Origin of the sequence: Miniphocaeibacter halophilus (genome assembly GCF_016458825.1) — a bacterium.
Classification (GTDB): domain Bacteria; phylum Bacillota; class Clostridia; order Tissierellales; family Peptoniphilaceae; genus Miniphocaeibacter; species Miniphocaeibacter halophilus.
Genome location: NZ_CP066744.1, coordinates 635,304 through 659,536, shown reverse-complemented (window position 1 = coordinate 659,536; position 24,233 = coordinate 635,304). Strand labels below are relative to the sequence as shown.

The 24,233-nt window shown below is 28.6% G+C and carries 23 protein-coding genes and 1 other annotated feature; of the genes, 18 read left to right on the top strand and 5 right to left on the bottom strand.

Annotated features, from left to right (window positions below; all coding sequences use genetic code 11):
- Positions 1 to 213 precede the first annotated feature (213 nt).
- Complete coding sequence (locus JFY71_RS03210) at positions 214 to 2,574, top strand: glycogen/starch/alpha-glucan phosphorylase (protein WP_243661607.1); 2,361 nt, start codon at positions 214 to 216, stop codon at positions 2,572 to 2,574.
- Positions 2,575 to 2,605: 31 nt separating this feature from the next.
- Here JFY71_RS03210 and JFY71_RS03205 read toward each other — a convergent pair whose 3' ends face one another.
- On the bottom strand, positions 2,606 to 3,451 hold the full coding sequence (locus JFY71_RS03205) for a putative ABC transporter permease (protein WP_243661606.1): 846 nt from the start codon (positions 3,449 to 3,451) through the stop codon (positions 2,606 to 2,608).
- Between the two features lie 109 nt (positions 3,452 to 3,560).
- Between JFY71_RS03205 and corA the strand changes: the two genes are divergently transcribed.
- The 14 genes from corA (at position 3,561) to JFY71_RS03135 (ending at position 16,075) form a co-directional block, all read left to right on the top strand.
- On the top strand, positions 3,561 to 4,550 hold the full coding sequence (gene corA, locus JFY71_RS03200; RefSeq protein WP_243661605.1) for a magnesium/cobalt transporter CorA: 990 nt from the start codon (positions 3,561 to 3,563) through the stop codon (positions 4,548 to 4,550).
- A gap of 59 nt (positions 4,551 to 4,609) precedes the next feature.
- Positions 4,610 to 5,989, top strand: a complete 1,380-nt coding sequence (locus tag JFY71_RS03195; protein ID WP_243661604.1) for an NAD(P)/FAD-dependent oxidoreductase — start codon at positions 4,610 to 4,612, stop codon at positions 5,987 to 5,989.
- A gap of 24 nt (positions 5,990 to 6,013) precedes the next feature.
- The gene (locus JFY71_RS03190; RefSeq protein ID WP_243661603.1) at positions 6,014 to 6,574 is read left to right on the top strand and encodes a hypothetical protein; all 561 of its coding nucleotides are present in this window, start codon (positions 6,014 to 6,016) and stop codon (positions 6,572 to 6,574) included.
- Positions 6,574 to 7,086: a dihydrofolate reductase gene (locus JFY71_RS03185; RefSeq protein ID WP_243661602.1), complete on the top strand. Its 513-nt coding sequence runs from the start codon at positions 6,574 to 6,576 to the stop codon at positions 7,084 to 7,086. Before JFY71_RS03190 ends, JFY71_RS03185 begins: the two co-directional genes overlap by 1 nt.
- Before the next feature lie 122 nt (positions 7,087 to 7,208).
- Positions 7,209 to 8,318 carry a zinc ribbon domain-containing protein gene (locus tag JFY71_RS03180; protein ID WP_243661601.1) on the top strand — a complete coding sequence of 370 codons (1,110 nt, stop codon included), beginning with the start codon at positions 7,209 to 7,211 and terminating at the stop codon, positions 8,316 to 8,318.
- 12 nt (positions 8,319 to 8,330) lie between these two features.
- Positions 8,331 to 9,242: a 1-phosphofructokinase family hexose kinase gene (locus JFY71_RS03175; RefSeq protein WP_243661600.1), complete on the top strand. Its 912-nt coding sequence runs from the start codon at positions 8,331 to 8,333 to the stop codon at positions 9,240 to 9,242.
- Positions 9,243 to 9,310: 68 nt separating this feature from the next.
- Entirely contained in the window at positions 9,311 to 10,144 is an 834-nt protein-coding gene (locus tag JFY71_RS03170) for an SH3 domain-containing protein (protein ID WP_243661599.1), read from the top strand.
- A 161-nt stretch (positions 10,145 to 10,305) separates the two neighbouring features.
- Positions 10,306 to 11,184, top strand: a complete 879-nt coding sequence (locus JFY71_RS03165) for a substrate-binding domain-containing protein (RefSeq protein ID WP_243661598.1) — start codon at positions 10,306 to 10,308, stop codon at positions 11,182 to 11,184.
- 14 nt (positions 11,185 to 11,198) lie between these two features.
- Positions 11,199 to 12,086, top strand: coding sequence for a phosphate ABC transporter permease subunit PstC (gene pstC / locus JFY71_RS03160; protein WP_243661597.1), 888 nt, complete (start codon positions 11,199 to 11,201; stop codon positions 12,084 to 12,086).
- A complete protein-coding gene (gene pstA / locus JFY71_RS03155) occupies positions 12,076 to 12,912 on the top strand; it encodes a phosphate ABC transporter permease PstA (RefSeq protein WP_243661596.1) in 837 nt (278 codons plus the stop codon). Before pstC ends, pstA begins: the two co-directional genes overlap by 11 nt.
- On the top strand, positions 12,905 to 13,654 hold the full coding sequence (gene pstB, locus JFY71_RS03150) for a phosphate ABC transporter ATP-binding protein PstB (RefSeq protein ID WP_243661595.1): 750 nt from the start codon (positions 12,905 to 12,907) through the stop codon (positions 13,652 to 13,654). The genes pstA and pstB overlap by 8 nt, the downstream gene beginning before the upstream one ends.
- Before the next feature lie 11 nt (positions 13,655 to 13,665).
- Complete coding sequence (gene phoU / locus JFY71_RS03145; RefSeq protein WP_243661594.1) at positions 13,666 to 14,313, top strand: phosphate signaling complex protein PhoU; 648 nt, start codon at positions 13,666 to 13,668, stop codon at positions 14,311 to 14,313.
- A 15-nt stretch (positions 14,314 to 14,328) separates the two neighbouring features.
- Positions 14,329 to 15,012, top strand: coding sequence for a response regulator transcription factor (locus JFY71_RS03140; protein ID WP_243661593.1), 684 nt, complete (start codon positions 14,329 to 14,331; stop codon positions 15,010 to 15,012).
- A 1-nt stretch (position 15,013) separates the two neighbouring features.
- Positions 15,014 to 16,075, top strand: a complete 1,062-nt coding sequence (locus JFY71_RS03135; protein ID WP_243661592.1) for a sensor histidine kinase — start codon at positions 15,014 to 15,016, stop codon at positions 16,073 to 16,075.
- A 153-nt stretch (positions 16,076 to 16,228) separates the two neighbouring features.
- On the opposite strand, the gene JFY71_RS03130 is transcribed toward JFY71_RS03135, so the two are convergent.
- Positions 16,229 to 17,530 carry an ISL3 family transposase gene (locus tag JFY71_RS03130; protein WP_243660222.1) on the bottom strand — a complete coding sequence of 434 codons (1,302 nt, stop codon included), beginning with the start codon at positions 17,528 to 17,530 and terminating at the stop codon, positions 16,229 to 16,231.
- Between the two features lie 348 nt (positions 17,531 to 17,878).
- Complete coding sequence (locus JFY71_RS03125) at positions 17,879 to 18,394, bottom strand: nitroreductase family protein (RefSeq protein ID WP_243661591.1); 516 nt, start codon at positions 18,392 to 18,394, stop codon at positions 17,879 to 17,881.
- Between the two features lie 127 nt (positions 18,395 to 18,521).
- On the opposite strand from JFY71_RS03125, the gene JFY71_RS03120 reads away from it, so the two are divergent.
- The 3 genes from JFY71_RS03120 (at position 18,522) to JFY71_RS03110 (ending at position 22,292) form a co-directional block, all read left to right on the top strand.
- Positions 18,522 to 19,421, top strand: coding sequence for a zinc-ribbon domain-containing protein (locus JFY71_RS03120; protein WP_243661590.1), 900 nt, complete (start codon positions 18,522 to 18,524; stop codon positions 19,419 to 19,421).
- Positions 19,422 to 19,458: 37 nt separating this feature from the next.
- Positions 19,459 to 19,648, top strand: a binding site (T-box leader).
- 160 nt (positions 19,649 to 19,808) lie between these two features.
- Positions 19,809 to 21,551: a proline--tRNA ligase gene (locus tag JFY71_RS03115; RefSeq protein WP_243661589.1), complete on the top strand. Its 1,743-nt coding sequence runs from the start codon at positions 19,809 to 19,811 to the stop codon at positions 21,549 to 21,551.
- On the top strand, positions 21,552 to 22,292 hold the full coding sequence (locus tag JFY71_RS03110) for a nitroreductase family protein (RefSeq protein WP_243661588.1): 741 nt from the start codon (positions 21,552 to 21,554) through the stop codon (positions 22,290 to 22,292).
- A 41-nt stretch (positions 22,293 to 22,333) separates the two neighbouring features.
- On the opposite strand, the gene JFY71_RS03105 is transcribed toward JFY71_RS03110, so the two are convergent.
- Complete coding sequence (locus JFY71_RS03105; protein ID WP_243661587.1) at positions 22,334 to 23,692, bottom strand: MATE family efflux transporter; 1,359 nt, start codon at positions 23,690 to 23,692, stop codon at positions 22,334 to 22,336.
- Position 23,693: 1 nt separating this feature from the next.
- Complete coding sequence (locus tag JFY71_RS03100) at positions 23,694 to 24,137, bottom strand: MarR family winged helix-turn-helix transcriptional regulator (protein ID WP_243661586.1); 444 nt, start codon at positions 24,135 to 24,137, stop codon at positions 23,694 to 23,696.
- Between the last annotated feature and the right edge of the window lie 96 nt (positions 24,138 to 24,233).

The following is a 24,233-nucleotide window of genomic DNA, read 5'->3' as shown; positions in this document are numbered from 1 at the left end:
ATATGTTAATAATACTATAACATTATACTATTTTCAAATTAAGTCTTTAATATTGCACTATTTTCGAATTAAGTATATTATAAATAGTGATTTATTATACAATACAAAGGAAACTGTTTATAATATAACTAATAAGCTATAAAAAATATATAAATATAAAGAATATATAAATATTAAAGAATATATAAATATAAAGAAACTAGGAGATTTATAATGGAGAAAGACAGAATAGTTGAACAAATAAAGGACATAGTTTTATACAAAACGGGAAAAACTATAGATGAGGTTAGTCCTCAAGCAAAATATGAAGCATCATCTATTATGATAATGGATGATATAAAAGAAGATTGGGCAAAAACCACTAAAAAAAATAAAGATAGAAGAAATGCTTATTATTTTTCAGCAGAATTTTTAATAGGTAGATCATTTGGAAATAATATTTTAAATTACGGGTTAAATCATGAAGCAGAAGGAGTGGCGGAAGAATTAGGAATTTCTCTTTCAGCATTAGAAGAAATGGAAGAGGATCCAGCTTTAGGAAATGGTGGACTAGGTAGACTTGCTGCTTGTTTTATGGAATCGGCTGCTACTGAAAATTTACCATTACAAGGTTATGGAGTAAGATACTCCCAAGGTCTTTTTAAACAGTATTTTAATCAGGGTTTTCAAATGGAAGAAGGCGATGATTGGACAGCCTTAGGAGACCCTTGGTCATTAAGAAAACAAGCGGAAACAAAAATAGTCAATTTTAAAGATCAAAAAGTTCTTGCTGTACCTTACGATACTCCTGTAATAGGATATAGAAATAAAAATATTAACACCTTAAGATTATGGCAAGCGGAAGCTATTAACGGATTTGATTTTTCTAAATTCAATAATTCCCTTTATGATGACAGCATGTCTACTAAAAATAGAGCAGAGGACATTACAAGGGTACTTTACCCAAATGATAGCCAAAAAGCAGGGAAAATTTTAAGATTAAAACAACAATACTTTTTCGTTTCTGCATCAATACAAGATATTGTAAGTAAATATAAGCAACATTTCCCATTGGATATAAAGTTTAAAGACTTTAGCAAGTATCATATATTTCAATTAAATGATACTCATCCGGTTATGGCAATTCCGGAACTAATGAGACTTTTATTAGATGAAAATTTCTTGTCATGGGAAGAAGCTTGGAAAATTACTAAAAAGGTATTTGCTTTTACAAATCACACTATTTTACAAGAAGCTATGGAAAAATGGAGTGAAGATATTGTAGAAACTGTAAATCCAAGATGTTTTGAAATTATTAAGGAAATAGATAGAAGATTTATAGCAGAATTAAAAGAATCAAAATATACAAATGAAAAAATAGAAGAATTGCGAATAGTATCTAAGGGTACTGTAAGAATGGCGAATTTAGCTATACGAACATCAATTAAGGTAAATGGTGTTGCAGAACTTCATACTGAAATTCTTAAAAAAGACACATTAAAGGATTGGTATGAATTATATCCAAGTAAGTTTTTAAACAAAACAAATGGAATTACACCGAGAAGATGGTTAGTTTATAGTAATAAAGAATTATCTAATTATATAACTGAGCTACTTGGTAGTGATGATTGGATTTTAGATTTATCTAAACTTAAGGAGCTTGAAAAATATTTAGATGATGAAACAGTTTTAAAAAGAATTAATGAAATTAAGTATAATAATAAAGTAAGACTAGCAAAATATATTAAGGAAAATGAAGGGGTAGATATTGATCCTAATTCAATATTCGATATTCAAGTAAAAAGATTACATGAATATAAAAGACAATTACTAAATGCGCTTCATATTGTTTATTTATATAATAAAATAAAAAGCAATCCTGAAATTGATATAGTTCCAAGAACATTTATTTTTGGAGGTAAAGCAGCTCCAGGGTATTTTAGAGCTAAGTCCATAATTAAATTCATAAATGAAATTGCTAAATTAGTTAACAACGATCCTATTGTATCTAAGAAAATCAAGGTAGTATTTGTTGAAAATTTTAGAGTTTCATATGGTGAGAAAATCTATCCTGCAGCAGATGTATCAGAACAAATATCAACAGCAGGTAAGGAAGCCTCAGGTACTGGAAACATGAAATTCATGTTAAACGGAGCATTGACATTGGGAACTTATGATGGAGCAAATATTGAAATTTTCAAAGAAGCCGGTGAAGATTCAAACTTTGTGTTTGGAGCAACAGTAGAGGAATTAAAGGAAATTGAAAGCACCTATGACCCTGAACAATTATATTTAAATGATGAAGTTATTAAAGAAACAGTGGATATTTTAAAATCAGATATAATTAATGACAATGGTTCATATATGTTCTTAGAAATTTATAATAGTTTAATTGCAAATAAAAATGAAAAACCGGATGCTTATTTTGTTCTTAAAGATTTTCATTCCTATGTAAAAGCACATGAAAAAATAGACAAAGAATATAGGGATAGTTTGTCATGGGCAAGAAAATCATTAAAGAATATTGCAAATGCTGGTAAGTTTTCTTCAGATAGAACAATAAAAGAATACGCTAATGAAATTTGGGATATTTAAATAAAAAATAATCTTTGTGGAAACACAAAGATTATTTTTTATTTAAATTTTTTATTTTATTTTTTAAAAGGTTAAAGGATTTATTTTTATCTAGTGGTTTTAAATTAGGAAAGGCTTTTATAAATCTTTTGTGTATAAAATTTAGTTTAAAATTCTCTTTTTTAGAAATCATTTTAATTATATTATCGCTTTGAACTTTTATTGTATTTCTTAAATATTCTGTTTTATCACCTATATTGTTTTTAATAGATTCACCTTTAGACTCTAAACTATGTACAAAGTTTCCACCCTTGTATTCAAGTTCTTCTATAAATCCATTTCTAACAATTGTAAGTTCATCTAAATTTAAAGTTGTATTTGATAGTTCTCGAATATCCAATACTGCCATTACCGTTAGAATTAAATCTATGGTAAAGGCAACTAAAGAAATTACAAAAATTACAAATACTGAAAATTCTGAAATAGTAGAATAAAAGATTTCAATTACAGGATTAATAACCTTAATAACTAAAATGGCTAAAATACCAAATAAAATTAGATTTTTCAAACATATTCTACCATTTAAGTTGAATTTATGGCTACTGTAGTCCCATAGGGAAAGTTTGAAAATTCTTTCAAGAACATAACTTGTAATATATTCAATTATTCCAGAAAAAAGAACACTTAAGGAAAATAAAAGCAAAATATTATTATTGTACTTAGATAAGAACACAACAATCAACACTGCTGCAAATCCATAGATAGGACAATATGGACCAATTAAAAAGCCTCTATTAATAATTTTCCTTTCTCCAATAGAGCAATAAACACTCTCAATAATCCAACCGAGAAAGCTGTAGGTTATAAATGTTAAAAACAGATCCGAAAAAATTTCCATATAAACTCCTAACATATTCTGAATACATATATTTTAGCATAAACATGGCTATTAATCATTAGAATCTATTATAATATATAGTATGAATTATAAAACATAGGAGCTAGCCATGAATAATAATAACTTAAGTGGTTGTGTAGAATTATTAACAATAGAAGATAAAATAAAACTGGAATCTTTCAATAAGATAGGTGAACTGAAAGTTGATGTAGAAACTATTTCTTGGATTAACTTACAAGGTGGAGATTTTCAAAAGAATATTGAAGTTTTAAATGAAAAATTAAATATTCATCCCTTAATATTAGGAGATATTTTTGAAAAGACTCAAAGAACGAAGGTTGAGAAATATGATGATTTAATTTTTATGGTCTTACATTTGGTTAAATTAGATGAGAAAAATGAAAATTTAATAGCCTATGATGATTTATATTTATTCGTTAAGGATAAAATAATAATTACTCTAACTAGGGAAAATAACCAATTATTTTCCAAACTAAACAAAAAACTGCTAATAAGTAATAAGGAAAATTTTAATTCAGCAAATAAACTTTTGTTTTCTATAATATATGAAATAGTAGAAAATTATTATGATGTCTTTGAGGAAATAGAAGTAAAAATCGATAAATTAGATTCTGAACTTATAAAAAATAGTGATTATGATATAATAGATGAGCTATATTTATTAAGAAGAAATATGATTTATATGATTAAATATGTTACACCTTTGAAAAATTTAGTCGAATATATATATGATATTAGTGAAGAAAAAAAGGAAAGACAAACCAAATATTATTATAGAGACATTAATGATAGTATAGATGATATTATTGAAAGTATTGAAGTATATAAGGAATTAGCTTCTAATATGATAGATATAGTCAATAATATGGTTAGTGACAAAACCAATGATATTACAAAAATACTTACAATTTGGTCAACTATATTTTTACCTACAACATTTTTATCTGGTGTATTCGGAATGAATTTCAGATATATGAGAGGATTGGAATGGGAGTATTCTTATCCGATATTTTGGTTGATTTCTATAATCTTAATGATTATAATGATAATTTACTTTAAAAAGAAGAAATGGTTTTAAAGTGCTTGCTTTTATAATATAAAGAATATATAATACTGTGGGTGTAAATGGAGGATAATATGGATAATAATTATGATATAGTAATTGTTGGAGCAGGGGCAAGTGGAGTTTTTGCTTCTTATGAATTTACAAAATTAGATATAGACGCAAAAATATTAATGATAGATATGGGTAATCCTATAGAAAAAAGAATATGCCCTATAAAAGCTGGAAAAGTAGAAAAGTGTATAAGTTGTGTTCCTTGTAACATAATGAGTGGATTTGGTGGAGCAGGAACATTATCTGATGGTAAATATAATATAACAAATAATTTTGGTGGAGATTTACACAACTTCGTTGGAGATGAAAAAGCAATAGAGTTAATGGAATATGTTGACTCGGTTTTATGTAAATTTGACGAAGGGGATTCAAAATTATTTACAACAGCGTCAAGTAATTTAAAAACCTTAGCATTACAAAATAATTTACACTTATTAGATGCAAAAGTAAGACATTTTGGAACAGATAGAAATATAGAAATATTAAAAAAAATTTGTAAATATATAGAACCAAAAATAGATATGATTTGGAGAACTACTGTAGAAACTGTAAAAAGAACAGAAACGGGTTTTACAATAATTACCAATAAAGGACAAGAATACCATTGTAAAGATTTAATTCTTTCAGCAGGAAGATCCGGTTCAAAATGGATTTCAACAATCTGTGAACAGGAGAATATAAATCTACAAAGTAATAAGGTGGATATTGGAGTAAGAATAGAAATACCAGCAGAGGTATTTAAACATATAACAGACCAGGTATATGAAAGTAAAATTGTATACCAAACGGAAAAGTACAATGATTTAGTAAGAACTTTCTGCATGAATCCTTATGGAGAAGTAGTAGCAGAAAATACAAATGGAGTAATTACAGTTAATGGTCATGCTTATTCTGATCCGAAATTACAATCGGAAAATACGAATTTTGCATTACTTGTTTCCAATACCTTTACAGAACCATTTAGAGATTCAAATGAATATGGTGAATCTATAGCAAGGCTGTCGAATATGTTAGGTGGAGGGGTATTACTACAAAGATTTGGAGATTTAATTAAAGGTAGAAGGTCCGATGAACGTAGAATGAAGAAATGTTTTACAAGACCTACATTAAAAGCAACTCCAGGGGATTTATCCTTAGTAATTCCAAAAAGACAATTAGACGATATTATTGAAATGATTTATGCATTGGATAAAATAGCACCGGGAATGGCAAATGAAGATACTCTATTATATGGTGTAGAAGTGAAATTTTATAATTCAAAAGTTGAAGTAAATGAAAATCTTGAAACAAGCGTTAAGGGAATGTACTGTGTTGGAGATGGCTCAGGAGTAACTCATTCCTTGTCGCAAGCTTCAGCAAGTGGAGTTCATATTGCTAGAATTTTAAATGGAAAGTATTAAGGGAGACTTGTTTTAGGAGGAACTATGGCAAACAGTATATTTGTAAGAAGAGAAGAAGAGAAGGTACAAATAGAAGCCTTGAAAAAATCTATAAGAATTTATTTTGAAGGAGATGTAGATTATAATCAAAGGTTTAATTTTATAGACTATGATATATCAAAGGACGAAGACATTAAAAAAGTATTAGATGCCTTTGATAATAGGTATACTATAGAGGATTTAAACAATCTTAGAAAAGATATAATGCTAACTGCATTTAACAAGGAAAACAAATTGATTTTTGTATATGACGGATTAGGGAAATTCACTAAGGAAAGAAAAATTACCTTGGAAAACTATCCGGAAAATATAAAGTTGGGTTTTCCAATAGATTATTGGATAGAGAAGAGTGAAACTATAAACGATAGCTCTACCATAGCCTTACCAACGGCATTAAAGGATAGTTTAGTAGATATAATCAGCGCTAAAAATGGATTTATGGTTATAAGAATTATGCATAATGAATTTAACTGGCTAGAAGAAGGCGCTATGGAAAGATTAACTAAGATTATTGAGAATTCAAAAAAGGGTACGTTTATATTATAATGAAATTAACTTTAATAGTAGCAACAGACAAAAATTTTGGAATTGGTATTAATGGCGATATGTTGTTTTATATAGGTGATGATTTAAAAAGATTTAAAGAATTGACTATGGACAATATTGTAATTATGGGAAGAAGAACTTTTGAAGCTTTGCCAAATTCCAAGGAGTTGCCAAATAGGACAAATATTGTTTTATCAAGAAACAAACTGGATTTAAAGGAAGGTATTTCAGTGTCTTCAATTGATGAATTGGAAGACAAATTAGGGGAAATTAACCCTAACAAAGAAAAAGAAGAATTTTTAATTGGTGGAGGGAACCTAGTAAATACCCTATGGAATTATATCGATAAGGCGTTAATAACAATTGTTAATAAAGGGTATGAGGAAGTAGATACCCATATACCAAATTTATTTAATGATGAAAATTTTGAAGTAGTTTCAGAATCGGAAGAGTTTTTTGACGATAAAAATCAATTAAAATATAAATTTTATGAATTTAAGAGAAGGGTCTAACTTTAGTTAGGCTCTTTTATATTAATATTAGAAATATAGGTAACTAATTATTACAAAAAATCTACAAAATCTTTTCAATAGAAATGCTATGTTATAATAGTTTTATTAAAAGAGGTGATAGAATGTATTGTCCAAATTGTGGAAAAAAGATACCTTCGAAATCTAAATTCTGTCCAATGTGTGGATTTAATATAAAAGAATTTTTTGATTCAGCTTTAAATGACAATGAAGATATTGATTTAGAGGAATCAAAAGTTAAAAATACGGAAAATACCAAGATAGAAGATATTGAAAAAAACAATATAGACGAACTTAACAATAAAGAAAAAACCACTAGCAATAGATTAGAGGATCTTTTTGTAAGTAAGGAAGATTCTAAGGAAGTTGTAGAAGACAATAATGAAGAATCTAAAAATATAGATTATGAAGAGGATTATGGTAGTACAAGAATAGTCAGTGATTTATTTAAAGAGACCAATTCGAAAGATACAGAAGACAATAGTGTAGACAATAACAATATAGAAAACAATAATACAGAAACTAGCACAGAAACTAATACAGAAAAAAGAAGTTTTAAAGAATATATAAATGTAATAAAAGAATATACAAATAAGATTATATTTCAAATAAAGAAAAGTCAGGAATTCATTTATAATAAGACTCAAAAGTCAATGCAGCAAATGGTTTTAGGTGAAAGTAAGTATTTAAACCTGTTTATAATCCTAACAACAATAGCCTTAATTATTCCTACATTTTCAATAGTGCGGGTTTTTTTAGCAGGAAAAACCGTTGGGAAATTCATAGGTTTTATAATTATGCTTTTAGGAACTATATTAAATTTGTGTATTACAGCTGCAGGGCCTCTAGTATCATTAAAGGCATTGAGCTTTAACTATGTACCCAATATGGACAAGGCGTCAATAAAAACCATTACAATATACACAACTACCCTAATATCCATATTAAAACTATTGGCTTATTTTTTAGGCAATATAGTTATTAGTATGCAAATTATATTATATGATCAATTTAGCTTTAGAATTATCTTAACAACCATTATAATATTATTAATAGAAGCTTTTTTTATACAAGCATTATTGTGGAATAAATTTAAAAAAGATAATTATCTGAAGGTATTTTCTACAATTATTATATCTGTAATAATAGCAGAATTACTTTCTGTATTAATATCTAAACCAATAATATTTATATTATTAGACATAGTAAAATAGCGTGGAGGTATTATGATTTATACAGTAACCTTAAATCCTTCTATGGATTTATTAGTAGAAATTGATGGAATAGAACCGAATATTACAAATAGAATGAATAATGATTTGAGAGTTCCGGGAGGAAAATCCATAAACGTAGCCAGAGTTCTCAGAAGATTAGGGATGCCTTCAGTAGCAACTGGATTTATTGGAGGGTATACTGGGGAATTTGTAAAGGATTGGTTGAAAATGGAGGACATTAATACTTCTTTCATAGAAATAGATGATGAAACAAGAATTAATATTAAACTCCTTAATCAAAACATTGTTATTAATGGTAGGGGACCTAACGTATCCATAAATGAGGAAACGGAATTTTTGTATTTTATGTCTAGAATACAAGAAGGGGATACGGTTATAATGATGGGAACAATGCCACCTTCCCTTGATGATGATCTACAGGATAGGATTATATCCATTTGTAAAGCTAATAAAGCAGAGTTTATAGTAGATGCAGAGCCTAAACAACTAAAGGAATTTATAAAAAGAGGGCCATTATTAATTAAGCCTAATTTATCTGATGTTGAAAAAATGTTTAATGTAAAACTAGATACACGAGAATTAATAGTTGAATATGGATTTAAATTATTAGAACTAGGTGCTAAACATGCAATAATTTCAGTTGGTGAAAAAGGGGCGTATTTATTTAGCGGTGGACATGCCTTTAAAGGCGAAGGTGTTAAGGGTAAAGAAGTAAGAAGCGAAGGCGTTAGAGATGCAATGATAGCTGGTTTTATTGCAACATATATAAGAACTTCCAACTTAGAAGAGTCTTTTAAAGTTGCAATGGCATCTGCTACAGCAACGGCTTTTTCAAAAGATTTAGCAAAAAGACATCAAATAGAGGATGTTTTAGATAAAATTATTGTTCAAAAATTAATATGATATTTACTTTGTATATTGATATGTAGTATATTATACATATTGATAGTAAATAAATGGAAGGTGTAGAGATGGCAAGTAAAGATAGACAGAAGATATTAATTGCTATAGCCAGTATAATTGGAATAATAATTTTTGCTTTAATGCTGTCGTTTGGAATTAATAAGTCTGGTGAAAAGGGACTTATTAAAGATGCTGAAAAATATATGGAAGAGGAAGAGTACAAATCTGCTGTAGAAATATATTCCAGATTAATTTCAAAAACAGGAGATAAAAAATATAAAGATAAAAAAGAAGAAGCTAAAAAACTGGAAGTTGAAAAAAATTATTATGAAATTGGTATGAAAAAAATAAAAGCAGATGAATATATTTCTGCCATAAATAGTTTTTCTAAAATTGACAGGGAAGATTCTATTTATTATGAAAAAGTAAAGAAAGAATTATCCAAAATAGAAGAATCAATAATAAACGAGGCTAAGATAAATATTAACAATGACAACACCTACTTGGCTTCATCAATATTAAACGATTATTTAAGAGCTGTTGGAGATAGTGAGAAAGCTAAAAAACTTCTACAATCCATAGAAGGAGACGATGTTGCACAAGTTGATCCAACAGATAAAGATGACGATAAAAAGAACAAGACCAATTTAAAAACAGAAGAACTACCTAGGGATTCAAGTAAATGGGTAGGGAAAACCGTAGAAATAAAAAGCGGGAAAGCCAATTTAAGGGATGATTCCAGCATTAATGGTAAGGTTGTAGGAATTGCTGTAGAAGGTGATGCTATTACTATTACTAAAATCTATGATGATGGTGGAAGAATTTGGTGTTATGGAAAAATAACCAGTGCTAAAACCGGTAAAACAGAAACAGCGTGGATATCCAGCAAAAACTTGCAATAATTATATTTTTAAACAGGGTAAGTGAAAAACTTACTCTGTTTTTTTATTTGTTGAAATTAATAATAAATATTTTACATAAATTTAACATAGATACTGTTTTTATTTAACATAGTTAGATTAAAGTAATATTGTGAAGAATTAATATTAATACGGAGGATAGTATGAAAAAAATATTTAAGATATTGGCAATTAGTTTAGGTTTAGTAATGGTGTTAGGAGCATGTGGTAATTCAGAGAATGATTCAAAGGAAAGTGGAGCAGGTTCATCATCTGCATCCGGTGAAATAACAGTTATATCAAGAGAAGAAGGGTCTGGAACAAGATCTGCCTTTGTTGAACTTGTTGGAATTCAAGATGAAGACAAAAATGATTTAACTTCAGAAGAAGCTTTTATTCAAAACAATACAGAAGCAGTTATGACAGCTATATCAGGAGATAAAAATGCTATAGGTTATATTTCACTTGGTTCATTAAAGGATTCTGTTAAAGCATTAAAAATAGATGGTGTTGAAGTAAGTAGTGAAAATGTAGCAAATGGAAGTTATAAAATAGCAAGACCATTTAATATAGTTACTAACGATGATACAAATGAAGTAGTTAATGATTTTATAAATTATATTCTTAGTAAAGATGGACAAAATATAGTTGAAGAAGAAGGATATATAAAAAGTGAATCTGAAGAAAAAGAATATACTCCAGCAGATGTAGAGGGAAATATTACAATAGCAGGTTCATCATCTGTAACGCCGGTTATGGAAAAATTAGTAGAGGCTTATGGAAAAGTTAATTCAAATGTAAAAATACAAGTTAACCTATCTGACTCAACAACAGGAATTCAATCAGTTAATGATGGAGTTGCTCAAATTGGTATGGTGTCTAGAGAATTAAAGGATAGTGAAGAAAATTTAAATAAAACAACTATAGCTCTAGATGGAATAGCAGTTGTTATTAATAAAGAAAATCCAATAGAAGATGTTAAATTGGAAAGTATAAAGGATATATATACTGAAAAAATAATGGATTGGAAAGATGTTAAATAAATAGGAAGGGAATTATGGATAAAGAGAAAAATAAAAAAATATTTTATTTTAAGGAGAGATCTTTTAAAACAATAGCTTTGATTTCTACCTTTGCATCAATAATAGCCGTAGCAATCATTTGTATATTCATTTTCTCAAATGGTCTACCAGCTATTAAAAAAATAGGAATATCCGAATTTCTCTTGGGGACCAAATGGTCCCCTACTTCTAGTCCAGCGAAATTCGGAATTTTACCTATGATTATTTCGAGTTTTTACGTTACTCTAGGAGCAATTATAATAGGAGTACCTACTGGGATATTTACAGCGGTTTTTATGGCTAAATATTGTCCTAAAAAAGTATATTCCTTTTTGTCTTCCGGAATTAGTTTAATGGCAGGAATACCATCAATTATTTATGGTTTTTTTGGGCTAATAGTAGTAGTTCCTATAATAGGAGGTATTATAGGAAGAAGTGGATTAACTATGATTTCTGCAATTATTATTTTAGGAATTATGATATTACCTACGATTATTTCTCTTTCAGAAGCAGCAATTAGAGCTGTTCCAAGAACTTATTATGAAGGGGCTGTTGCACTGGGAGCAACAAAGGAAAGAGCAATTTTTACAGTAGTACTTCCGGCGGCAAAGTCTGGAATTATCTCTGCAATAATTTTAGGAATAGGTAGAGCAATAGGAGAAACTATGGCTGTTATTTTAGTTGCAGGAGGGCAACCTCGTCTTCCTAGAGGACTTTTCAGAGGAGTTAGAACAATGACTATGAATATAGTTTTGGAGATGGGCTACGCTGCAGATTTGCACAGAGAGGCATTAATTGCAACAGGAGCAGTCCTATTTATATTTATTCTTTTAATTAACCTATTATTTGTTATAAGTAAGAGGAGGAATAAAAATGAAAACTAAAAGTAAAATAGTAAAAGGGCTAGTGTATCTATTTACAGGAATTACATTTTTTTCCTTGTTTTTTATAATAGCTTTCATTTTAATAAAAGGAGTTCCTCATTTAAACTTAGGCTTATTTCAATGGAAGTATACAAGTGAAAACCTATCGATGATGCCAGCAATTATAAACACATTAATTATGATAGTTTTAGCATTGATAATTTCCGTACCATTGGGGATTTTAACGGCGGTTTATCTATCTGAATACGCTAATCAAAAAAGTAAAATTGTAAATTTAGTAAGAATAACAGCTGATACGCTTTCAGGAATTCCATCTATTGTTTATGGCTTATTCGGCATGTTATTTTTTGTAATTTATTTAAAATGGAATATGAGTATATTAGCCGGTTCAATGACAGTTGCAATTATGATATTGCCACTTATTATGAGAAGTACAGAAGAAGCTTTACTTGCCGTTCCCCAACCTTTAAGAGATGCCAGCTTTGGTTTGGGAGCAGGAAGAGTTAGAACGATTTTGAAAATTGTTATTCCATCAGCAATGCCTGGGATTTTAGCAGGGGTTATTTTAGGGATTGGTAGAATAATTGGAGAAACTGCAGCATTGTTATATACTTCAGGTACAGTTGCTGAAGTACCTTCACGAATAGTTGGTGAAGCCAGCGGTGGAAGGACCTTAGCCCTTCATATGTATGCTTTATCTAGCGAAGGTTTAAATGTTAATCAAGCATATGCTACGGGAGTAGTTTTATTAATAGTAATATTAGCAATAAACTTTATATCAACAAAACTGGCGAAAAAATTAGGAAAGGATACAATTGATGAGTAAAATTGAAATATCAAATTTTAATTCTTATTATGGGGATTTTCATGCTATAAAAAATATTAATATGAATATAGAAGAACATGAAGTTACAGCATTTATAGGACCATCAGGTTGTGGGAAGTCAACGTTGTTAAAAAGTTTAAACAGAATGAACGACCTTGTTTCTTCCTTTAGAAAAGATGGAAATATATATTTAGATAAAAAGGAAATATTTTCAGAAATAGATGTTTACGATTTAAGAAAAAGAGTTGGAATGGTTTTTCAAAAGCCTAATCCATTTCCAATGTCAATTTATGATAATATTGCATATGGACCAAGAACACATGGTATTAAGGATAAAAAAACACTAGATGAAATAGTGGAAAAATCATTAAGACAAGCAGCAATTTGGAATGAAGTAAAAGATAATTTAAAAAAATCAGCTTTAGCATTATCGGGAGGACAGCAACAGAGAATTTGTATAGCAAGGGCTATGGCTGTTGAACCGGAGATTATACTACTAGATGAACCAACATCAGCTCTTGATCCTATATCAACAGCTAAAATAGAGGATTTGCTGGAAATTATAAAAAAAGAGTATACTATAGTTATAGTAACTCATAATATGCAGCAAGCAACAAGAGTGTCAGACAAAACAGGATTCTTTTTACTGGGAGAATTAGTTGAATTCGACAAAACTGAAAAACTATTTTCTTTTCCTAGTGATAAAAGAACAGAAGATTATATTACAGGACGTTTCAGTTAATTGGAGGAGATATGAGAAATAAATTTGATAGGGAATTAGATAAATTAAATGGTGAACTAACTGAAATGGGAGAATTGATTTCAGAAAGGATAATAGATGCTATTAGTGCTTTTAAACACAAGGATTTAGAAAAAGCGAAAATGGTATTAGAAGGTGATGATGAAGTAAATGAAATGGAAAGAATCATTGAAAAAAGAGCTTTAAAACTATTACTTCAGCAACAGCCGGTAGCATCTGACCTAAGACTTATTTCTGCAGCCTTAAAGATGATTACAGACATGGAAAGAATAGGCGACCATGCAGCAGATATTGCAGAAATTACATTAAGTATGCCTAAATTTACAAAGGATGATACATTTGATACCATAATGCAAATGGCGGCTTTATCCATAGAAATGGTAAAAGAGAGTATAAAGAGTTTTGTTACAGGAGATTTGTCCTTAGTAGATAACATAAGAGAACATGACGATAAAGTAGATGCATATTTCAATGAAGTAAAAGAAGACGTTATTAAGGAATTTAAAAGTTCCGATACAAATCCTGAATATGCAGTAGATGTTTTAATGATAGCAAAATACTTAGAAAGAATAGGAGATCATGCAGAAAATATTTCTGAATGGGTGGAGTTTTCCATAACAGGAAAACATAGTAATAACTAATACAATAGGTGAAATATGTATAATATCTATGTAGTTGAAGATGAAGATAATATTAGGGATTTAGTAGTCTACGCTTTAAATAACAGTGGATTTAAAGCAGTAGGTTTACTTGGATACAAAGAATTAGAAAAGGAACTGTTGAAAAAAACACCGGATTTAATTATTTTGGATATAATGTTAGAAGAAGAAGATGGTTATACAATATTGGAAAAATTGAAATCCAGTGATAAATACTGTGAAATTCCCGTTATAATGCTTACAGCTAAAACTGATGAAATGGATAAGGTAAGAGGTTTAGATATGGGAGCCGATGACTATATAACAAAGCCTTTTGGAGTTATGGAATTAATTTCAAGAATAAAAGCTGTTTTAAGAAGAGCAGGGGTTTCAAAGAAAATTGACGAAAATAATATAGTGGAATTTAAAAATATAGTAATAGATTTAAATAAAAGAATAGTAACAGTAAATAATGAAATTATAAAATTAACCTACAAGGAATTTGAACTATTATTATATCTTATTGAAAATAAAAATATAGTATTGACAAGGCAAAAATTAACAGAGGAAATTTGGGGATTTGATTACGAGGGTGAAACTAGAACTGTTGATGTTCATATAAGAACATTAAGACAAAAATTAGGTGAATTAAGTAGCTATATAGTAACAGTGAGAAATGTAGGATATAAAATAGTGGACTAAGATGAAAAAATTAAATAAAAAAGCATTACAAATAATACTTGGTATTTATATAGTTTTAATAGTGGTATTTGTAATTTTTTTACTTGTATTAAACAACTCTTTACTAAATAAAATATTATTAGAAAATATTTATATAATACTTTTTTTATTAATAATTACTTTTGTAGTCAATTATTTCATATTAAGTAAAAAAACAAGTACAACTAACTTAAATCACTTGGCTGATATTATTATTTCAGAAGTATTTAATGAAAACAAACTAGGCATAGAATATGAAGAAGATTTAAAACAAATGTTGAAGAAGTTAAATAAAGAGAAAAAAACAAGCATGTATTCTATGGAAAAATATAAAAATGCTGAAAAAATCAGATCTGAATTTACAGCAAATGTAACCCATGAATTAAAAACCCCATTAACTTCAATAATAGGTTATGCAGAGTTAATAGAACTTGGATTAGCGAAAGATGAAGAAGCAAAAACTTTTGCCAAAACAATTGGTGAAGATGCAAATAAATTATTAATGACTATTAATGATATTATAATCCTTTCAAAATATGATGACCCTACATCAATAAAAATAGAAAAAATACATTTTTATATAGGTGATTTTATAGACGAATTGGTAAAAAGCATAGAAAATGTTGCTTCTTTAAAAAAAGTAAAAATTCTAAAAGAATTGGATAATTTTGAAGTTTATGCCGATAAAAATAAAATAAAGGATTTAGTAAATAATCTGTTATCCAATGCCATAAAATACAATAAACCATATGGTTTAATCAGTGTAAAACTATATAAAAAAAATGGAAATTGTGTAATAGAAATTTCAGATACAGGTATAGGAATAAAAGAAACAGATATAAATAGAATTTTTGAAAGGTTTTATGTTGTAGATAAAGCCAGAGGGAAAAAATCGGGAACAGGACTTGGACTTGCTATTGTTAAACATGTTGCCCTAGTCCATAATGGTACAATAGAAATAAAGAGTAAGTTAGGTGAAGGAAGTACATTTAAATTTAGTTTCCCATTAAATGAAAATAATGATTTAAATCAAAAAGAACACTAAGGTGTAAGGCCCCTAAAAGTTAGACCAAAAACTAGGATTAGGAGGTTATACAAAAAAGTGTTCTTTTTCTGTTTAAAACAATTATAAATAAAGGTTCTTTGTCAAATGGTGTTGGTATACAATAAAATAACAAACTACTTTTATATCAGGCAGCTATATAGCTGCCTGATAATTTTCTATTGGCTTCATTAAATTTTTAATTATAAAAACTCTATTTCTAAAATTATAAAATGACCTATATCCAAAAGCTATTCTTTTTATACTTTTAATAAGATTATTAGTACCTTCCAAGGGTCCATTTGTAATGTTCGTACTTAAAGTGTTTTTCACATATTCAAAATATTTTAACAAGGTGTTTATAGCTACTTCCATTTGTTCACTTACTGTATCCTTAAATAAAGTTAAATGTTCCCTTAATCTTTTAGAATTTTCACATCTAATATCAGATAAAAGAATTTGATAAACCTCATATGTTTTCTTTAAATTATCATCAACGGCTATAGTTTCATTTACTACATCAGATGTGCTTTTCCACTTATTAAAATGTGTCCATTTACTAAAGTGGATTATATCAAGTTTAGAAGAATCCTTTTGAATTAGCTTCCAATATCTTTTTAGTCTTTTATATTCAATAGAGGAAGTACTAAAGTTTTTCATTATTTCAATCCTTGTTTTTAACAAAGCCCTGCCAATAAGATTTACAATATGAAACTTATCTAAAACTATTTGAGCATTAGGAAAAACATCCTTAATTAATGACATATAAGGTTTATATATATCTATACAAATATATTTCACATTTGCTCTTGCTTTATAGGTAAACTTTCTAAAATATTTAGTTAAATAAGGGAGAGTACGATTTTCAACAATATCTATAATATTAAAATTCTTCCTATCACCATTACAAAAGATAAAGCTCATACTGCCCTTAGCATCTTTAGTGGATTTGAATTCATCAAAACACAAAGTTTCAGGCAGATATGACTTGTTAACTCTAAAAGCCTTATAATTAGCCTCTAAAGAACGACTAACAGTATTAGAAGATACGTAATTTAACCTAGCAATATCCTTTTGACTTATTTTCATAGTTAGATTTTCAGTTATATGTAATTTTACCCTATTTGAAATAAAACAATTTTTCTCTACAATATTGGTTTTTGCTGTAAAAGTATGAGAACATTCTTTACAAAAAAATCTTTGTTTTCTTAATTTTAAAATAGTAGGATCTCCATTTAGTGGAAGAAGTTTAATATTTGATATTTTATTTCCGTGCTTAATAATTGCATTCTTGTCCATATTTCCACAAATTGGACAAACATTAGGAGTATAAGAAAGTTTAGCGTCTATAACTTTATATGTTACATTGTTCTTTCTCATGTTATTGCTGAATTTAATAAATTTAATATTCTTATCTTTTATTCCTAAGAAATCTAAGATATAATTACTTGTAGACATAATGACCTCCGATTGGTATTTTGTAGTGAATTTATTGTATCGGAAAAATGGTTGTTATGTCTCTTTTTTTATAAAAAAATGGTGCTGGAGAAGATTTTCATTTTTCTTCACCAACACCATAAATTATAGAACCTAAATAAAAACAAAAAATATATTATAGAAATTATTAAAAAGTCTATAATATATTTATAATTATTATATATTATCTGATAACTAATATCAACAGATGGACATTAATTTTTTATAATAGTAACTTAATGTCCAATTAATTACAGGCTGTTGATACTTTATTGTCAACAGCCTGAATTTAGTATAATTTACTGGGTTTTTGTTAATTGTATTATCTTTTTAATACTTGTTAAAATGTACTTTATTCATAGGTAGATTTTTAATATCATGAGGTTCTTTATCTTCATCACCATAACCAATTCCTATAGTACAAAGTATATTTTTATTTTCAGGAATATTTAGTACTTCTCTAATTTTTTCTTCTACATTTTCGCCTTTTAGATTGATTTTTTCAAAGGCATGTCCCCAACAGGTATTTAGGCCCTCCAGTTCAGCAGCAAGCTGTATATAGGAAGCAATAATGGCTCCGTCGGCAATAGCGGTGCCTGACTCTAGGTCCATAACAACAACCATGGCTAAAGGTGCAGTTTTAAGAAAACTAATAGCTTCAGGTCTGGCATCTGCAATTTTATTAATAAGCTCCCTTTTATTTACAACAATAATATCCCATGGCTTTCTATTTCTTCCGGATGGTGCTGTTAATGTAATTTCCAATATTTTATTAATTTTTTCCTCTTCAACTTTCCTATCTTTAAATTTCCTTACAGAACGTCTATTTAGAAATAAATTATTCATGAAATCACCCCTTATTATAGTATTTTATCAGTTTTTCAATATTTTTTGAAATAATGTAACAATTTATAAAAGATTCATATGATATAATTACTTAATATCAAATAATTGTTTATTATAAGGAGTTAATATGCGTTGCAAATACTGTGGCGAAAAAATAGAAAAAGATTATAAGTTCTGTATTTCATGTGGGAAACCAATTGAGAATTTTACAGAAAATAATAAAGAGAAAAGTCAAAGTACACAAACAATTGAATATTATGAAATAGAAACGGATATGGAGAAAAAAGAAGGGAAATATGACTTTAGTCAGTTTTTATCGAAGGATGAAGTTGAAGAGGAATTAGAAGAAATAGATATTAGTACAGATAAAAACAAAAAAGTTCACGCTGAATATCAGGACGAAACCAGTAGATATAATGTTGAAGATGATGATTTAGAGGATACAAAAAAAAGAATTTTATTTGAAAGGTCAGATTACAACCTCTTTGATAGTATTAAGAAGAACAAAGAAAAGAAAAAAGAATATTTTGACAAATCTTCCATAAATGACGAACCAAGAAAAAATAATGATGAAGAAAAAGAAAAACCAAGAAGTAGATTTTCTAATTTTCGAAAGGAAGATAATAGAAAAAGGAAGGAAGATTATTCTAACGAAAAGCTAGAAGAAGAGAGAATAGAAAAGAAAAAAAGACGAAAACGAATTTGGAAAAGAATAAGAAATATTATATATAATATTTTAGTGACAATTATGTCTTTAGTCTTATCAACGGTTTTGGTAGAGCCTGCAAGGTATTACTTAATGGAAATTTTTTCTATTGATTTATCCTTTTTAGGAGATAAAATAATTAATATTGGCATATTATTTATTATATTGTTTTTATTGCTTCCATTTTTCAATTGTAAGGGTAATGCTAAAATTCCATTATTCTTTTTATGTATCTTATTAAGTTGGACAATAATTGGATGGATAATTTTATTAATTGTTTCCATTATGAGTAATAGAAAGTGGAAAAGGAACTATTGGTAATTAAGTTTACAAAAATATTTACCTATGATAAAATCAATTTATTCCAAAGAAGAGAAATAGTAATTAATGGATTTTTTTAGAGAGAAAGTGGTTGGTGAAAACTTTTAAATGAAGTTAATGAACCTATCTTAGAGGATGTATGAAAACATACAGGGTTGTGCCTTATAGCTTTAGAGATAATCCATAGGATTAAATGAAGTGGTACCGCGTAGTCTTTCGCCTTCTGTTAGGTGAAGGACTCTTTTTTTATGACCTACCAATTTTACCTAATAAGTTGTAGGTAGGTCAAAGGAAGCTGTTTAAACTATAAGATATTATAAAAATTATATTAATTTGTAGATAAGTAAGAAAATAGAAATGAATTGTAAATAATAGGGGGTTATTATTATGAAAATGTCGAAATTTTATATGCCAACACTTAGGGAAGATCCGGCTGACGCAGAAATAGCCAGTCATAAATTATTATTACGCTCCGGTATGATAAGAAAATCAGCAGCCGGTATTTATTCATACCTACCTTTAGGATATAGGGTCGTAAGAAAAATAGAAAATATCGTTAGGGAAGAAATGGATAATTTTGGAGCTCAGGAAATATTAATGTCTGCTTTACAGCCAAGAGAAATTTGGGACCAATCTGGTAGATGGGACACCTTTGGTCCGGAAATGTTTAAGTTACATGATAGAAATTCAAGGGAATTTTGTTTAGGACCAACGGCAGAAGAATATTTTACAACTTTAATTAAGGGAGAGATAAAAAGTTATAAACAACTTCCTTTAAATATTTATCAAATTCAAACAAAATACAGAGATGAAAAAAGACCTAGATTTGGAATAAATAGGGCTAGAGAATTTTTAATGAAGGATGCATACTCCTTTGACACAGATGAAGAAACTATGAAGGAAGCATATATGAATATGTGGAGATCCTATGAAGTTATATTCGATAGACTAAAGTTAAATTACAAAGTAGTGGCAGGAGATGCAGGAGCAATGGGAGGAAATAGCTCTCATGAATTTATTGCTCTTTCAGATGTTGGAGAAGGGGTAATATTTTATAGTGAAGATAGTGACTTTGCCGCAACTGATGAAAAGGCAGAAGTTTATTATTCTGTTGACGATTCAAATATTACTGTTTTACCTATGGAAAAAGTAACAACACCTAATTGTAAGACAATAGAGGATGTTGCAAATTACTTGGAAGTTCCAAAAAGTCATTGTGCAAAAGCAATTGATTTAATTGTTGAAGGAAAACCTGTATTAGTTTTTATTCCAGGTGATAGGGAATTAAATATGTCGAAATTAGTTTCATATTTAGGAGCTCCGGAACATGAAATTGCTATGATGAATGATGAAGAAATCGTAAATCTTTTAAATTCCGCTCCAGGATTTACAGGACCAACGGAAAAAACACCGGAGGATGTAAGGGTTATAATAGATTCTAGGTTAACGGAAATGCGAAATGTTGTTATTGGAGCAAATGAAGAGGATCATCATTATAGATATGCGAATTTCGGCAGGGATTTTAATGGAGAAATTGCAAAAGATTTATTGATGATTCAAGAAGGGGACATTGATCCTAATACAGGCTCTGTATTAAAATCTGCAAGGGGAATAGAAGTTGGTAATATTTTCCAATTAGGTACTAAATATTCCAAAAGTTTAGATGCAAAGTATTTAGATGAGAATGGAAAAGAAAAATATTTTTATATGGGTTCCTATGGAATAGGAGTTACAAGATCTGTTACAGCAGTGGTTGAACAAAATCACGATGAAAAAGGTATAATTTGGCCATTGGTCGTTGCACCTTACCATGTGATTGTAACTGTTATTAATAGCAAAAATAAGGAACAAATAGAAGTGGGAAATAGAATATATGAAGAATTGGTTTTAAAAGGAGTAGAAGTTCTTTTAGATGATAGAAAGGAAAGAGCTGGAGTAAAATTCAACGATAGGGATTTAATAGGTATACCTCTTAGAATAACCGTTGGAAAAGGTGCAACGGATAATATAGTTGAATATTCAACAAGAAAAGAAATGGTAAATAAAGAAATTTCATCAGAAGAAGCAATAGAAGAAGTAATGAAGGAAATTTCATCAGAATTAAAATACTTAGATACATTTTATAGATAGATGAACGAAATAATAAGACAAATTAAAAACAGAAAATCTGTAAGACAATATATTGAAAAGGATATTCCAGAAGAAATAACAAATGAAATTTTAAAAGCAGCAATCGAAGCGCCTTCAGCCGGAAATCAACAACTTTATTCAATAATAAAAGTTACAGATCAAAAAATAAAGGATGAACTGGCTATTCTATGTGATAATCAACCATTTATAGCAAAAGCTTCCTTGGTATTGGTTTTTTGTTCAGATTATAAAAAATGGTATGATCTATATGAATATGGAAATTGTCAACCTAGAGAATTAGGATTTGGCGATATGCTTCTTTCAATTTCAGATACGGTAATAGCAGCACAAAATACCGTAGTGGCAGCAGAGAGTTTTGGAATTGGCTCTTGTTATATAGGAGATATACTGGAAAATTACGAGAAGGTAAAGGCACTTTTAAAACTACCGAAAAACGTCCTTCCAATTACAATGGCAGTATATGGTTATCCTACAGAAAATCAAAAAGTAAGAAATAAACCAAAAAGACCTAGTATTAAAACAATAGTTCATGAAAATAATTATAAGGAATTAAAAGATGAAGAGCTGGTAGATTTAGTTAGACATAATATAGGAAATAATACTTTTGAAAATTGGATAGGAAAATTTTGTAAAAGAAAATATAATTCTAAATTTTCAGAGGAAATGAATCGTTCCAGTGAAAAATATATAAATGAATTTAAAAAAGACGATGGTTTTTAAACTATCGTCTTTTTTAAATTCATTTATATAACCGAATATAATTATATTTTATCCAAGGCTTTTTTAAATTGTTTTCTAAAGAGTAATACTGTAAAGGTAACAGCTAAAATATCTGCAACCGGTTCTGCTGCATATACTGCAAAAGCCTTATTAGATGTAAAGACTCTAGGCATTATATATATAAAAGGAATTAATAATACAAATTTTCTAGTAATTGCAACCATTATTGACTCTTTAGCATTTCCTAGGGAAGTAAAGGTCATTTGGCATGCTATTTGAATTCCAAATATGAAAAGCACTGCTAAATAAATACGTAAGGCAGTTTTAGTATAGTTAATTAGTTCAATATTATTTGTAAACATGCTGGCAAATAATTTTGGGAATATCATTACAAAAGCCCATAGGGATAAGGAATATATTAAACTGTATTTTAAAAGTAATTTAAAACCACCTAAAACTCTTTCCTTGTTCTTTGCTCCATAATTATAGGAAATTATAGGTTGAGCCCCTTGTCCTAAACCTTGTAAAGGTAACATTGCAAACTGCATTACAGAGGTTAAAATAGTCATTGCTCCTACAGCTATATCACCACCGTATTTCAACAAAGATGAGTTAAAGGCAACAAATATAATAGATTCACTTGCTTGCATAATAAATGTAGCTAAACCTAAGGTTAAACTAGGTATTATTATATTAGCTTGAAGTTTAAAGTATTTAGGTTTAATTTTCAAGAAGGTCTTTTTGCCAAGTAGGAAGGACACCACCCATATACAAGATAAAGCTTGGGATATTATTGTAGCTAAGGCTGCTCCCTTAACGCCCATATTAAAAGCAAATATAAAAATTGGATCTAAAACTATATTTGTTACAGCACCAATAAGAACAGAATACATTCCTATTTTTGCAAAGCCTTGGGCAGTAATAAATGCATTCATTCCTAAAGTAAGTTGGACAAAAATTGTACCTATGGCATATATATTCATATAATCTACAGCGTATTCAATGGTGTTTTCACTAGCACCAAAGGCCATAAGAAAATCCCTGTTCCAAATTAATAATACAATAGTTAGAACTATGGAAACTATTATTTGTAAAAAGAAGGAATTGCCTAATGTTTTTTCTGCCGATTCACTATCGCCCTTTCCCATAAAAATAGATGCCCTTGGAGCACCACCGTTACTAACTAAAGCAGCAAAGGCTGAAACTATCATTATAATAGGCATACATACACCAAGACCTGTTAAAGCGAGATGGCCTTCCTCCGGAATATGACCTATGTACATTCGGTCTACTAAATTGTATAGCATATTGATTATTTGGGCGACAACTGTTGGAATAGCTAGTTTTCGTAGTAGCTTTCCAAGAGGTTCAGTACCTAAAAAATCTCTGTCTTCATTCATTTTATTCATCCTTTCCCAGTTCTGTTTTTACATTATTAACAATTTTATTATTTAAGTAATTGTAGGTGTCTAATTCTTCAGTTGTAAAATCTTTAAAAATCTGTTGTTTAAACTTTAATTTAGCATTGGAAATTTCCTCAGTTATATTATTTGAATTTTCAGTTAAAATTAAATGGATTTTTCTTTTATCTAAAGCATCTGTTTTTTTTATCAAAAGTTCTTTTTTTATTAAGAGGTCCACAGCTTGGGAAACATTTCCCTTTTGTAGCATACGTAACTCTACAATATCAGATGCAGTATCATAACTTGGATTATTAAATAAAAAACTTATAATATCCATTTCTATTTTCGTTAAATTATATTTTTTTCTTATATCTTGTAGACTAAATTCAAAAAATTTTATTATTTGTCTAAAATTTACTAACATATTAAAATCTTTATCCATAATACACCTCAAATTAGTTCTAAAAAGAACCATATCTTTAATTATACTATTAGCTATAAATTAGTCAAGATACAGTATAATAATATTAATTGAATA